The following is a 12,804-nucleotide window of genomic DNA, read 5'->3' on the forward strand; positions in this document are numbered from 1 at the left end:
GACCCGCTTTCACCCAGGCGGCGATAATATCGCGAAGCTAGCGCTCCTGCCGTGTCTGGAGCAGTCGCATTGCCTGTTCCGGTCCCAGAGCCTCAGGCCTGCGGCAACGGGTCGACACATCGATGCCAATCCTGTCTTCGCTTGAGCGCAGGATAGCTGTCAGAATATCGACCACATGAAGTGCGAATTCGCCGTTGCAGCGATGCTCGCGGTTTTCGACGATGGCCTGGGCCATGTCGGCAAGGCCGGCGGTGCGGTAGTCAGCCACCTCGCCGCGCGAAACCGTGCGATTGGGCGGACCGAGCGGATGATCCCACTGCGGCAACGCGGCAACTTCACGCCTTTTTGTTGCTGCCACGGGCCCGTCAAAGAAGTTCGGGTCAGGAATGTGGATGCTTCCTTCGCTGCCATAGAGCGCCATCGGCGCGAGGTCATGCTGCCAGACATCCCAGCTTGCGACCAGCGTCACCAGCGCACCGGATTCGAAGGTAAGGATCGCCTGGACCGTCGTCGCGACCTCGACCGGGATCGTTTCACCGGCACGAGGACCAGAGCCTATGCGACGCGATGTCTCCGGCATTGAAGCTTCAGCCGTGACACGGGTCACCGGGCCGAGAAGCTGGACCAGGTTGGCAACATAATAGGGACCAAGATCGAGGATCGGACCGCCCCCCTTGCGGAAGAAGAAATCGGGGGATGGATGCCATTCTTCCATGCCGTGGTTCATGACGAAGCAGGTTCCTGACGTCACGGTCCCGATCGCACCCACGTCGATCATGTGTCTGGCAAGCTGGTGCGAGGCGCCAAGGATCGTGTCTGGCGCGGAACCGATCCTGAGCCCGCGTGGCTCGGCAAGCTGCATGAGTTCCTTGCCCTCCGCGACATCCAGCACGAACGGCTTTTCGCAATAGACGTGCTTTCCGGCCTCAAGCGCCATTTTCGAGACCGCGAAGTGTGCGACGGGCGGCGTGAGGTTCAGGACGATGTCAACGTCGGGGTGAGCCAGAAGCGCTTCGGGCGTCATCGCCGGCAGTCCGAATTCCGCGCCACGTTCCTCGGCTGCAGCGGCGTTCATGTCGGCGACGCCAACAAAGGCGATATTCGCGAAGGTTTTGGCACGCGCAAGATAGGCCGACGAGATATTGCCGCAGCCGATCAGCCCGACGCCGAGAACGGTTTTCATGATTGCTCTTCCGGTATGCTGGGGGGCCGGGCGCCAGACGCCCGTGCCCTTGCTGTTCATGTCGGTCTGGGGGACCGAATTAAGACGTCAGTCCCAGTCCGGGCCGACTTCGGGCACGACGATGCGAAAACCGCGGTCGAGCGTGGCAATCCGCTCCATGTCCGATTTGCTCAAAACGATCTTCTGCGCGTCGAAATTGCTCTTCTGACGTTCGGCGCTGGCCGAGGCCGGAATGACGGCGATGCCGCGCTGCATCAACCAGGCAAGCGAAACCTGCGAGGCGGATGCGTCATGCTTTTCGGCAATCTCCTGCAGCAGGGGATCGTCGGCCACGCGCCCCTGGGCCAGCGGCATGTAGGCCGTCGGCGTGATGCCTTTCGAAAGCGCGAAGTCGACGAGCTTGTTGTTCTGCAGGAATGGATGAATTTCCACCTGATCGGTGTGGATCCGCCCTGAACCAAGGATTTCCTCGGCCTGTTTCAGGCGCGCGATCGGGAAATTGGAGACGCCGATATGGCGGGCCTTGCCCTGATCCTGGATACGGCCGAGATCTTCCATATAGCTTTCGAACGGCACATCGGGATCGATCGACGGCCAGTGGATCAGAACAAGGTCGATGACGTCGACCTGCAGATCCTTCAGGCTGGTCTCGACCGAAGGCAGGAACTGGGCCCGGTCGAGCTTTTTCTGCGCGACCTTGGTGGTGATGAAGACGTCGTCGCGATCGAGGCCGCTTCTGCGCACGGCCTCGCCGACCGATGGCTCCGAGCCGTAGCTTTGGGCCGTGTCGATGTGGCGATAGCCGATTTCGAGTGCGGACAGGATGGCGCGGATGCCTTCTTCTTCGAGGCGGCCATAGGTTCCAAGGCCCATCATCGGGATTGTGTCAGGCATGATATCTCCTTCAGCCCTTGGTTCCGCCGGCCGTCAGACCGCCGACAAAGAGCTTCTGCATGGCGAGGAAAAGAATGGCGATCGGGACCGTCATGATGACGGAGGCGGCCATGACAGCACCCCAGTCCGTGTTGAATTCGGTGGTGAATTCCGACAATCCGATCGGCAGCGTCTTGGTCGAGGAGTCGATGGCGAAACACAGCGCGAAGATGAATTCGTTCCATGTGGTCACGAAGGCATAGACGATCACCGCGACAACGCCGGGAAGCGACAGCGGCAACGTGATGCGCAACAGCGCGCCGAGCCTTGAAGCGCCGTCGACAATGGCGGCCTCCTCCAGCTCAACCGGAATGCCGCGGAAATAGGAGATCAGCATGAAGACGCTGAGCGGCAGGGTCAGGATGAGGTAGGCGAGGATCAGGCCGAGATAGGTGTTGAGCAGATTCAGCCAGTTGAGCACGACATAAAGCGGCACGATGATCGCCGCCGTCGGCAGAAGCTGGCCGACGATGATCAGCGAGATCGCCAGCGACTTGCCCCTGAACTTGAAGCGGGCAAAGCCGTAGGAGGCGAGAATGGCGAGCGCCAGGGCAATCGCCGTTGAACCGGCCGAGATGACCAGCGAATTCAGGAAGTAGCGCGGCACGTTCGATTCAAACAGGACCTTGGTGTAGTTGGCCCAGCTCGGCGCTTCCGGGATCCATGTCGGCGGAACGGTATAGAGTTCGCTCAGCTTCTTTAAGGATGAGATCAGCATCCACAGGAAGGGGAACATGGTGACGACGACAACGGCTGCGATCGCGGGATAGAGGGGCCATTGGGCCCGGGTACGTGAAGCCATGACCTTACTCCTTTTCTGCGAAGACGGTGACATAGAGGACCATCAGCACGCCGGTGATGCCCAGGAACATGACCGACAGGGCTGCCGCCTGGTTGAACTGGAAGAACTGGAAGGCCTGCCGGAAGATCTGGATCGGCAGGATGATCGATCGGTTGGCTGGACCGCCACCGGTCATCGCATAGATGATGGTGATGGCATTGAGGCCCCAGATGGCGAGCAGCAGTGACAGCGAACTCAGAACCGGCTTCAGATAGGGCAACGTCACGAAGATGATCTCGTGGTGCAGCTTGGCGCCATCGATGCGGGCGGCTTCATAGACATCCTTCGGGATGGCCTGGAGGCCCGCCAGAACCATGATCGCGACGAAGGGGAACATCTTCCAGACATTGACGGTGACGAGCGCCGGCATGACGGTGTTCGGGTTGGTCAGCCAGCCGATCGGCTGATCGATGACGCCGGCACCCTGCGCCATGTAGTTGATGATGCCAAACTCGGTATGGAACATCCAGGCCCAGGTCGTGGCGGCAACGATGCCCGGGATGACCCACGGCACGACAATCATCGCCCGAAGCGCGCTGCGCCCCCAGAAGGGCGCGTTGAGCAGGAGGCCCACGGCTGTTCCCAGAATGATCTGGAACACGATCGAGAAAAAGACATAGACGAAGGTATTGCGGAGCGTAATGCCGGTCAGGCGCTGATCCAGCATGGTCCGGAAGTTTTCCAGGCCGACATAGTTGCCCGCAGGATCGGTAACGGAAAGGACGACTGTGTAGACCAGCGGGTAAAACACCAGCAGGGCGAGCACAAAGAGCGCTGGAAACACGAACAGCGGTCCGGTGAAGCGGGAACTGACACGCATGGCATTCCTCTTGAAAGCGGCGGGGGACCGGGCCGCGCACAAGCGCGCGGCCCAACCGAAGCGTTGTTATTTCAGAAGACCATCGATCTGCTGCGTGGTGTCCGTCAGGACTTCCTGGACATCGGCGCCACCAAGGAGGATTTCCTGGATGGAGTCGAAATACATCTGCGTGATCTGCACCCAGTTGTTCACCGGCGGCTGCGGACGCGCATACTGCAGCATTTCACGGAACTTCTCGTATTCGGGAAGCTGGAACTGCTCCATCTGCATGGCCGTCTCGCGGGCCGGGAAGTTGTTGTCGGTGTAGTAGCCCATGTTTTCGGGCTCAAGCAGATAGGCCAGGAATGTCTCTGCGTCTTCCTTGTTCTTCGCAGCGTCCGGGATAACGAAGTTCCAGCCGCCGAGAATGACGGAGGTGTCCTTGCCTTCCGGATGCGGGATCAGGGCCGTGCCGACATCGATATCCGGATTTTCCTGGGCGATGGAGCCAAGGTCGAACTGGCCGGACTGATAGATCGCGATGGTTTCGGCGATGAACAGGCGACGCAGCGCCGTTCCGTCGTTTTCAAGCGTGGACGGCGGCGCGGAGCCGTCGGCCAGGAAGCTCGTATAGAAGTCGACAGCTTCCACGGACTCCGGTGTGTCGAGAATGCTCGACTGCAGGTCTTCCGCCAGCACGCCGCCGCCATTCATCCATAGGAAGGGAAGCGAACGGAAGATCGTGTTGGAAACCTCGCCCCCACCGGCAATGCCGATGCCATAGTGTCCGTTATTGGTCAGCGCTGCGGCCGTTTCCTGCAGTTCGGCCCAGGTTTCCGGGAAATTTTCCGGGTCAAGCCCCGCTTCGCGGAACATGTCTTTGTTGTAGATCATCGCATGCGCTTCAGCGCGGAAGGGGATACCGAAAAGACCACCATCAACCTCGGCGGTATCAAGGGCTGCCGGCAGGAAATCGTCGAGATCGATCTCGTTTTCCGCAACGAAATCATCGAGTTGCATGAGTCCGCCGGTGGTTGCGAACGGAACCGTCCAGCCATTGGCAACATCGATGAGGTCCGGTGTGTTGCCGGACTGCAAAGCCACAAGAACGCGGTTCTGCAGGCCGTTGGGCACCACGCGCTCGACCCTGACCGAAATATCCGGGTTCTGCTCTTCGAACTTCTGTGCAAGCACTTCGGCGCGATCAGCACCGAACTCAGGCGCCCACCAGGTGATTTCTCCAGCAAAGGCCGGGGCCTGCATCAGAATGAACGGCACGGCGGCCGTCATGGCGAGTTTGGTTTTAAGCTGCATTTTCTTCCTCCCAGTTAAAACGTTGTTGCTGTGTTCAAGACATTTGCGGCTCGGTGAGCCGCGGCGCCGTCTTGAGGAGGGCGTTCATGTAGCCCACCGCATGCGCCATCCCGACATGCCAAGGGGCAGGACAGGAAATTTCTGGAATGTGATCTGGAACGAGCACGCCCTCATAACCTTCGGCGTGCAGGATCCGGGCTATTTCGGCCATGTCGGTATCGCCGTCATCGATGAAGGCTTCCGCATAGCGCGGAACCTTGCCCTTGACGTTGCGGAAGTGGACATAGGCGATCCGGCCCGTACGGGCGTAATGGCGTGTCGCTTCATAGACATCGCCGGGCATCTCCATCAGCGAACCGACGCAGAACTGCATGGCGTTCGAGGGGCTGTCGACGATGGAGAGAAGCCGGTCGTATTTTTCATGGCGGTTGACGAGACGCGCGGTCCCGCGCAGGCTGTCGGCAGGCGGATCGTCGGGATGGGCGGCGAGAACGACGCCCGCCTCCTCCGCCACCGGCACCAGTTCCTTCAGGAACCATTCGAGGCGCTGCCACAATTCTTCTTCGCTGCAGGTCACCGGATCGGTTCCGCAACCTTCACGCACGCGCATGTTCCAGACGATACCGTCGGGGATCGGCCGGTCGTGATCGAAGCGCGACATATCGAATGTCGTCGCCATGGCACCGCCGCGGGCGATCGGCTGCCTTTGCCACCCCCAGACGCCAGCGAGCGAAAAGTTGTACCCGATGGTAGGAATGCCTGCTCGCCCGCAATCGTGGACGAGCTTTTTCAATCCATCCATCTGACCGACCCGCTCGGGGCCGTTCAGAAGAATGTCGGACCAGAAGGAAGGCGAGAAGTTTTCAAGCGCTGCGACGCGAATGCCGTCCGTGGCCAACATCTTCACAACATCGGAAAGCGTTTCATAGTCCCAGAGCGGCGCACCGAAATCTTCTGAAAGCGGCGGACCGGCTTGGCCTTTGAGCCAATTCGACGGATCGGCATTGTGGCCATAGCGGACCAGGTGGATGACAACATCGCGGACGCCGAGCTGAGCGGCGAAACGCGCTCCGGCCGGCGAAAGGCTTTCTCCGAAAAGTGTCAGTCCTACCCGCATTTCCTGCTCCCTGGGCGTGATTTCCGAAACCTCTGCCTCTCCCGGTTTCGGAACGCTCCTCAAAAAGTCCATATTTGGAACTAACTGTTCTTTATATGAAACTAATTTGTTCCCCTATGCCGAGTCAAGAGATTTGTCCTGACTGCGGCACGTCTGGTTGAATTTTATGAGCGCTATGCCTTCATGGCCTTGATGGCGGCAAACTGCATGCAGTCCGGCATCATCTGCATAATCTCGACACGATTGCCGTCGGGGTCATCGATCCAGCACTGGCGATTGCCATCACGGCCGTTCACGACAGGTTTCACAAGCGGCACGCCGAGCTCTTCGAAGTGTTTGGCTGCGGCATCAATATCAGCAGTCTCAACACATAAGTGATTGTAACCAGTAGCATTCGGCCCCGGAACCTTATTGCCTTCGCCGTCCGGAAAGAGCTCGAGATAGAGTGTATCCGTTACGCGCAGATAGACGAGCCAGACGCGGCCATCATCCTGGTTCAGGCGGAACATTTCGGGAAAGCCGAACACATCCGTATAAAACGCAAGGGACCGATCGATGTCCGTGCAGCGAATGGCAACATGGCCGATTCCGGTAAAAATCATTGCTTTAACTCCTGTGCAATGTTGGTTGAGACTAATGTTTGTGGACCAACCGGATGGACAAGCACACAAAATCCCGATACCCAGATGAAAAGTTCATATTTGGGATCGTTCGATGAAGGCGAAGAGTGAAGGGCTGGCTGCTGATGGACACAGCGCGGCCATGGAGAAAAACCGGATTCCGGCGATAGACCGCATGATGGACGTACTGGCCTATCTGGAACGGAAGCCGAGCGGCGCCTCCATGCGGGAGCTGGTCGAGGTGCTGCATTTGCCGCGCACCACCGTCTACCGTCTGCTTAACTCGCTTCACGCTTACGGAATTGTCCGGCACCTGCCGGACGGCAGCTACGTGCTCGGCACCCGCCTGATCTCGCTTGCTGCACGCGTCCTGCCGAGCGCTGCCGATATCGACATCGTCCTGCTCGCAACGCCGCATATGGAGCGGCTCTCCGAAACCACCGGCGAAGGCTGCAAGCTCTCGATACTTACCGATGACGGTATCGTGGTGATCGCCGCCAGCTCCGGTTCGCGCCGCCATGCTCTTGCCGGCGTGCCCGGTCAGCGCTTTCCGCTTCATACCGGCGCCGCCAGCAAGGTTCTGCTTGCCAGCCTGACGAAATCGGAACTCGACGCCATTCTGCCGGAGGCACTGGCGCGCTACACGGCGCGCACGATCACCTCGGTCAAGAACCTGCGCAGCGAGCTGACCCGCATCCGCCGCCAGGGCTGGGCCTGGGACGAAGGCGAGTTCTCCACTGGCGTCAACGCCTTTGCCGCACCGGTTCCGGATCGCAACGGCAAGACGATCGCTGCACTCAGCCTGCCCTACCTTGCCGATGAGACCAATGCCGGACGCCTTGACATGCTGCGGGCAGCCACGATCTCGACCGCCGGCGCGATCGCGGCGGACCTGCCCTCCGTACCCACGCGGGGCGCCACTGGCTGGAATGGCTGACATCATTTGAAGAAGTCCGCGTCGTCGTCGCTCAGATAGCGTTCGGCGGCTTCGGGAATCAGATCGACACCGAGCCCCGGCGCTGTCAGCACATCGACAAAGCCATCCTTGACGATCACCTCCGGCAGCCCGGTGACGATATCGGCCCACCACTCCGGAACAGCGATCGGATACTCGAAGGCGATGAAATTTGCCGGAAGCGTGGCACTCACCTGAATGAGGGCGGCAAGGCCGATCAATCCGTTGGCCGTGCCATGTGGCGCCATCATGATACCGTGAAGATCGGCATATTCGGCAATCCATTTGAGTTCAGCGAGGCCACCGACATCAGCCGGGTCGGGCCCGATCACATCGACGGCGCGCGCCTCGATCAGCGGCTTGTAATTGTTCCGGAGATAGATCTGTTCACCGGTATGGATCGGCGTTGATGTCGCGGTCGTCAGATCGCGGTAGAGATCGGTGTCGGACCAGGGCGTATAGTCACCCGAGATCAGGTCTTCGAGCCAGAGCAGGTCGAGGTGCTCGACGCCACGGGCAAATCTGAGCGCATCGGAAAACATCCAGCCCGGTCCACAATCAAGCGCAAGTCCGACCGCAGTACCGGCTACTTCCTTCATTGCCTCGACGCAATCGATCGTGTGGCGCAGCCCCTTTTCGGATATCTTGCCGCGCTCCATAATGCCGTGCTGCCCTGCCCCCGCGTGCTCGCCATAGTGAAAGCCGGGAACGATCTCCTTCATTGCGCAATGAAAGGCAATCGGCTGCTTGATCATGGTGAAGCCTTCCGGCAGCGCCATCATCCTGCGCATGTCATCGGCATAGTCTTCCGGCCGATAGCCGTTCAGCGGAAAGCGGATGCCGCCATTGTAGACGCGAAGCTTGTCGCGCACCTTGCCGCCAAGCAGCTTGTGAACCGGCAGGTTCGCGGCCTTGCCGGCAATATCCCAGAGCGCCATTTCAATAACGCTGACGGCACTGCCGAAGGGCTTGTTGCCGCCACGCTGGCGAATGCGCAGCATGACGCGCTCCACATCGGTCGGGTCGGCGCCTAGGATCGCCTCGCGAAGCTGCAGGATCTGCGGCTTGAGATAGGGTTTGTAGAATTCGGCTTGGCCGATCCCCACAATCCCTTCATCGGTTGTGATGCGAACAACCGGGTGGTTTCCGATGACCGCGCACTTGAGGTCAGTGATCTTCATTGGGCGCTCCTGCTTCCCTGCCCGTCGCTGTAATCGCGACTCTTCGCTATTGACTTTGACTGAAATTTCCTCTCTTTTCAATCCATATTCGGAACCTATTTGGTCCAAATATGAAACTAATGGGAGGACATCCATGTCCGATAAACTCAAATGGGGCATCCTGAGCACCGCCGGAATCGGCGTGCGCAAGGTCATTCCCGGCATGAAAAAATCCGAGCTGGGCATGGTCCGGGCAATTGCCTCTCGAGATGTTGCAAAGGCCGCGGCAGCGGCCGAAAAGCTGCAAATCCCGGTCAGTTACGGCAGCTATGAGGCGCTCCTGGCGGACCCGGAAATCGACGCGATCTACAATCCTCTGCCGGTCAACATGCATGTCGACTGGTCCATCAAGGCAATGGAAGCCGGCAAGCACGTCCTGTGTGAAAAGCCGATCGCGATGAGCGCCGAGGAGGCCCAGCGTCTGATTGCCGCACGTGAACGCACAGGCAAGCAAGTACTGGAAGCCGTCATGGTGCGCCAGCACCCCCAATGGCTTCGTGTTGCCGAGATCATCCGCTCCGGCGAGATCGGCGAAGTCTGCCTGATGCAGACGACGATGAGCTTCTTCAACGACGACCCGCACAACATCCGCAACATTCCCGAAGTCGGCGGCGGCGCGCTCTACGACGTTGGCTGCTATGCCCTTTTCCTGTCGCGTTTCGTCTTCGACGCAGAGCCCGTTCAGGTCGTTTCCATGAGCGATATCGACCCCGATATGCGCACCGACAGGCTGATGAGCGGCATTGTTGATTTTGGCGGCGGAAAGCAGCTTTCCTTTGCCTGCGGCACACAGCTTGCCCGCTTCCAGACCGTCCAGATCCTGGGCCGCAAGGGCCGTATCGAGGTGCCGGTCTCGCTCAACGCACCGCAGGGTGGAGAGGTCACAATCACCATCGATGCAGACGGCACCAATGAACCGGACAAGATGCGCAGGGAGGTGATCCCGGCCAGCGATCAATACACGCTGCAGGCAGACCTTGCCGCTCGCGTCTTCCTTGGCGAGACCGCCGCCGAATATCCGATCGAAAACGCCGTCAACAACATGGCGGCAATCGACGCGCTTTACCGCTCTTCCAAGAGCCATACCTGGGAAAAGGTCGCCTCCATATGATCATCGATCCATCCGTCACACCACCTGCAGACATTACCCGTCCGCCCAAGGCGCTCGTCGATGGCCTGGCACAGATCGGCACGGCTGCCGTGAGCGGCGAGCTCAGCCGGCTGGGCATTCGCGACCCGCAACTGACCGGCCTGACGCCGATGGCCTATGGCCAGTGCATGGCCGGCCCGGCGCTGACGCTGCAGTTTCTGCCCAAGCGCGAGGACCTGGCGCCCGGCGAGGAATATGAGGAGCCGGAAAAGCAGATTCATCGCCATGTGCTCTATCTCGTTCAGGAAGGCGATGTGGTTGTCGTGGATGCACGCGGCGACATGCATTCCGGCATTTTCGGCGAGATGATGATGACCTATTTCAAGGGCCGCAAGGGCGCGGGCCTCGTGGTCGACGGCTGCCTGCGCGACACGCCGAAGATCGCCGGTCTCGGCGTCAATATTTGGTCGCGCGGGCGCACGCCCAATTTCCACACCCAGACCGGCCTGATGCCCTACGCCGTCAACGTGCCCGTCGCCTGCGCCGGAACCACGGTCATGCCGGGCGATATCATCGTCGCCGATGATGACGGCGCGGTGGTCGTTCCCATCGCACTGGCCGAACAGATCCTCGACATGGGCAACAAGCACGCCGACTGGGAGGATTTTGCGCGCCTGAGGCTGAGTCAGGGCGCGGACCTCAGGAAATATTACCCGATCTCGAAAGAGGTCGAAGCCGAATACCTCGCCTGGCGCGAAAAGAACCCGCTCTGAACCAAAACGCCGTGGAGGAGTAACATGGCTACGATCAGTCTCAAGAACATAAAGAAGTCCTTTGGCGCGGTGGAAGTCATCCACGATGTCAGCCTTGACGTCGAGGACGGCGAATTCCTGGCCCTCGTCGGCCCGTCCGGTTGCGGCAAGTCCACCCTCCTGCGCATGCTCGCGGGGCTGGAAGAAGTAACCGCCGGCGACATCATGATCGGCGGAGAACGGGTCAACGACCTCTCGCCGCGCGAGCGCAATATCGCAATGGTGTTCCAGTCCTATGCGCTTTATCCGCACATGACGGTGCGCCAGAACATGAGCTTCAATCTCAGACTGTCGCGCACGCCGAAGGCCGAGCAGGAAAAGCGGGTCAACGAGGCCGCGCGCATGCTGGGCCTTGAAAACCTGCTCGACCGCAAGCCGGCCAATCTTTCCGGCGGTCAGCGTCAGCGCGTCGCCATGGGTCGCGCGGTCGTGCGGCATCCGGAAGTCTTCCTGTTCGACGAACCCCTGTCGAACCTCGATGCCAAGCTGCGTGTCCAGATGCGGGCCGAGATCAAGGCGCTTCACCAGAAGGTGCGCACGACCTCGGTCTACGTGACCCACGACCAGATCGAGGCGATGACGCTTGCCGACCGGATCGTTGTGCTCAATGGCGGCATCATCGAACAGGTCGGCCGTCCGCTCGACCTTTATCGCCAGCCGGCAAACCTTTTTGTCGCAGGCTTCATCGGCTCACCGGCAATGAATTTCATCGATGCCAAAATCTCCGAAAAGGATGGCGCCGTTATCGGTCATTGCATTGACGGCAATGATGTCATTCTGCCGGCGCCCTACGGTGAACATGCCGGCCGCGAGGTAACCCTCGGCTTCCGTCCGGAAGATTTCGCGCTGGGCGAAGGCAGCATCCGTGGTTCTGTCGCTATGGTCGAGCCGACCGGTGCGCAGACCCTCGTTTCGGTTGCGACAACCGGAGCCAAGGAACCCTTCCTCGCAGTCGTGGATGCGGCCTCTGAATATGACGTCGACCAGGCGGTTGCCGCTCATATTGCGCCGGAAAAGGTTCACGTCTTTGACAGGAAAACCGGGAGGCGCCTGTGAGCGAACGCCTGGAACAGATCGCGCGCCTGGAAGAGGAACGCCAGGCGCTCACCCTGCCCGCATTCAACGCCGATATCGCCTGGGCGATCGGCACCCACATCAGGGACCGCGCCTCCGCCGAGAAATTCCCGATCGCGATCGAAGTTTCGGGCATCGGCGGGCGGCTGTTCTTCGCATCCATGCCGGGCGCAAGCCCGGACAACGCCGAATGGATCCGCCGCAAGCGCAATGTCGTCGAGCGTTTTTTCGAAAGTTCACTGCTGGTGACGCTCAGATGCGACGAACGCGGCCGCAAGATACCCGAGCAGTTCAAGCTCAGCGAAGCCGATTTCGTTCACTCGGGCGGGGGCGTTGCGATCAGAACCAAAGACAGCGGCTTTGTCGGCTGCGTCACGGTCTCTGGCCTGACGCAGTATCAGGATCACACGCTTGGAGCGGACGCGCTCCGGGCTTTGATCGCGTCCTGGAAATAAGCGTCACAGTGCCGGATTAACGCTACGGCGCTCCAAGAATGGAGCAAAACCCGACATCACTCAAACGCTTCGTCGGCTACGGACTTCTGGTGGCGTTTGTCGCCGTGGCAGTTTCGGCAGGCGCAAGCTTTATCACGGTGCAATTGCTGACACTGCCCTTTTGGCCAGGCCTGGGTTGCCTTTGCACCGGTCGGTGTCGAAGCGATGGCATCAATGGCACTGGAATTGAATCGTGACCCGGTCTACGTCGCCAGGCATCACGTCTATCGTATCGTGATGCTGCACGTCACGCTGCCGATTTTGGTCAATCCGGGTCGCACGGGGATGAAGGCCCGGAGATCCGCCGCCAGACCCGTTGCAGCGGCGTGAAGGCTTTGCTTTCAGGGCTACC

13 protein-coding genes and 1 pseudogene are annotated in these 12,804 nt (G+C 60.1%); 6 read left to right on the forward strand and 8 right to left on the reverse strand.

Annotated elements, in window-relative coordinates; genetic code table 11:
• Positions 1–37: 37 nt before the first annotated feature.
• The 7 genes from TM49_RS03920 to TM49_RS03950 form a co-directional block, all read right to left on the reverse strand.
• Positions 38–1,183 (reverse strand): Gfo/Idh/MocA family protein, encoded by a 1,146-nt coding sequence (locus TM49_RS03920; RefSeq protein WP_045684729.1) that lies wholly within the window; start codon positions 1,181–1,183, stop codon positions 38–40.
• 87 nt (positions 1,184–1,270) lie between these two features.
• On the reverse strand, positions 1,271–2,077 hold the full coding sequence (locus tag TM49_RS03925; protein WP_045679624.1) for an aldo/keto reductase: 807 nt from the start codon (positions 2,075–2,077) through the stop codon (positions 1,271–1,273).
• A gap of 10 nt (positions 2,078–2,087) precedes the next feature.
• Positions 2,088–2,918 (reverse strand): carbohydrate ABC transporter permease, encoded by an 831-nt coding sequence (locus TM49_RS03930; protein WP_045679625.1) that lies wholly within the window; start codon positions 2,916–2,918, stop codon positions 2,088–2,090.
• Between the two features lie 4 nt (positions 2,919–2,922).
• A complete protein-coding gene (locus TM49_RS03935; protein ID WP_045679626.1) occupies positions 2,923–3,777 on the reverse strand; it encodes a carbohydrate ABC transporter permease in 855 nt (284 codons plus the stop codon).
• A gap of 66 nt (positions 3,778–3,843) precedes the next feature.
• The gene (locus TM49_RS03940; protein WP_045679627.1) at positions 3,844–5,070 is read right to left on the reverse strand and encodes an ABC transporter substrate-binding protein; all 1,227 of its coding nucleotides are present in this window, start codon (positions 5,068–5,070) and stop codon (positions 3,844–3,846) included.
• A gap of 34 nt (positions 5,071–5,104) precedes the next feature.
• Complete coding sequence (locus tag TM49_RS03945) at positions 5,105–6,187, reverse strand: mannonate dehydratase (protein WP_045679628.1); 1,083 nt, start codon at positions 6,185–6,187, stop codon at positions 5,105–5,107.
• A 173-nt stretch (positions 6,188–6,360) separates the two neighbouring features.
• Positions 6,361–6,789 (reverse strand): VOC family protein, encoded by a 429-nt coding sequence (locus tag TM49_RS03950; RefSeq protein WP_045679629.1) that lies wholly within the window; start codon positions 6,787–6,789, stop codon positions 6,361–6,363.
• A 112-nt stretch (positions 6,790–6,901) separates the two neighbouring features.
• On the opposite strand from TM49_RS03950, the gene TM49_RS03955 reads away from it, so the two are divergent.
• On the forward strand, positions 6,902–7,744 hold the full coding sequence (locus TM49_RS03955) for an IclR family transcriptional regulator (protein WP_244464791.1): 843 nt from the start codon (positions 6,902–6,904) through the stop codon (positions 7,742–7,744).
• Positions 7,745–7,746: 2 nt separating this feature from the next.
• Here TM49_RS03955 and TM49_RS03960 read toward each other — a convergent pair whose 3' ends face one another.
• Positions 7,747–8,943, reverse strand: a complete 1,197-nt coding sequence (locus TM49_RS03960) for a mandelate racemase/muconate lactonizing enzyme family protein (protein ID WP_045679630.1) — start codon at positions 8,941–8,943, stop codon at positions 7,747–7,749.
• A 133-nt stretch (positions 8,944–9,076) separates the two neighbouring features.
• Here TM49_RS03960 and TM49_RS03965 point away from each other — a divergent pair, with 133 nt between their 5' ends.
• The 5 genes and pseudogenes from TM49_RS03965 to TM49_RS22910 all read left to right on the forward strand — a co-directional run.
• Positions 9,077–10,093: a Gfo/Idh/MocA family protein gene (locus tag TM49_RS03965; RefSeq protein ID WP_045679631.1), complete on the forward strand. Its 1,017-nt coding sequence runs from the start codon at positions 9,077–9,079 to the stop codon at positions 10,091–10,093.
• Entirely contained in the window at positions 10,090–10,845 is a 756-nt protein-coding gene (locus TM49_RS03970; RefSeq protein ID WP_045679632.1) for a ribonuclease activity regulator RraA, read from the forward strand. The genes TM49_RS03965 and TM49_RS03970 overlap by 4 nt, the downstream gene beginning before the upstream one ends.
• A 24-nt stretch (positions 10,846–10,869) precedes the next feature.
• On the forward strand, positions 10,870–11,940 hold the full coding sequence (locus tag TM49_RS03975) for an ABC transporter ATP-binding protein (RefSeq protein WP_045679633.1): 1,071 nt from the start codon (positions 10,870–10,872) through the stop codon (positions 11,938–11,940).
• The gene (locus TM49_RS03980; protein WP_045679634.1) at positions 11,937–12,413 is read left to right on the forward strand and encodes a heme-degrading domain-containing protein; all 477 of its coding nucleotides are present in this window, start codon (positions 11,937–11,939) and stop codon (positions 12,411–12,413) included. Before TM49_RS03975 ends, TM49_RS03980 begins: the two co-directional genes overlap by 4 nt.
• Positions 12,414–12,581: 168 nt before the next feature.
• Positions 12,582–12,782 (forward strand): annotated as a pseudogene (locus tag TM49_RS22910) (AbrB family transcriptional regulator); the annotation flags it as partial.
• Positions 12,783–12,804: the final 22 nt, after the last annotated feature.

Origin of the sequence: Martelella endophytica, from assembly GCF_000960975.1 — a bacterium.
Taxonomy (GTDB): Bacteria; Pseudomonadota; Alphaproteobacteria; order Rhizobiales; family Rhizobiaceae; genus Martelella; species Martelella endophytica.

What these genes read in the sequence shown, in the direction of transcription:
- TM49_RS03920 (WP_045684729.1), bottom strand. Translation starts at nt 1,183, where the DNA reads ATGAAAACCGTTCTCGGCGTCGGGCTGATCGGCTGCGGCAATATCTCG.
- TM49_RS03925 (WP_045679624.1), bottom strand. Translation starts at nt 2,077, where the DNA reads ATGCCTGACACAATCCCGATGATGGGCCTTGGAACCTATGGCCGCCTC.
- TM49_RS03930 (WP_045679625.1), bottom strand. Translation starts at nt 2,918, where the DNA reads ATGGCTTCACGTACCCGGGCCCAATGGCCCCTCTATCCCGCGATCGCA.
- TM49_RS03935 (WP_045679626.1), bottom strand. Translation starts at nt 3,777, where the DNA reads ATGCGTGTCAGTTCCCGCTTCACCGGACCGCTGTTCGTGTTTCCAGCG.
- TM49_RS03940 (WP_045679627.1), bottom strand. Translation starts at nt 5,070, where the DNA reads ATGCAGCTTAAAACCAAACTCGCCATGACGGCCGCCGTGCCGTTCATT.
- TM49_RS03945 (WP_045679628.1), bottom strand. Translation starts at nt 6,187, where the DNA reads ATGCGGGTAGGACTGACACTTTTCGGAGAAAGCCTTTCGCCGGCCGGA.
- TM49_RS03950 (WP_045679629.1), bottom strand. Translation starts at nt 6,789, where the DNA reads ATGATTTTTACCGGAATCGGCCATGTTGCCATTCGCTGCACGGACATC.
- TM49_RS03955 (WP_244464791.1), top strand. Translation starts at nt 6,902, where the DNA reads ATGAAGGCGAAGAGTGAAGGGCTGGCTGCTGATGGACACAGCGCGGCC.
- TM49_RS03960 (WP_045679630.1), bottom strand. Translation starts at nt 8,943, where the DNA reads ATGAAGATCACTGACCTCAAGTGCGCGGTCATCGGAAACCACCCGGTT.
- TM49_RS03965 (WP_045679631.1), top strand. Translation starts at nt 9,077, where the DNA reads ATGTCCGATAAACTCAAATGGGGCATCCTGAGCACCGCCGGAATCGGC.
- TM49_RS03970 (WP_045679632.1), top strand. Translation starts at nt 10,090, where the DNA reads ATGATCATCGATCCATCCGTCACACCACCTGCAGACATTACCCGTCCG.
- TM49_RS03975 (WP_045679633.1), top strand. Translation starts at nt 10,870, where the DNA reads ATGGCTACGATCAGTCTCAAGAACATAAAGAAGTCCTTTGGCGCGGTG.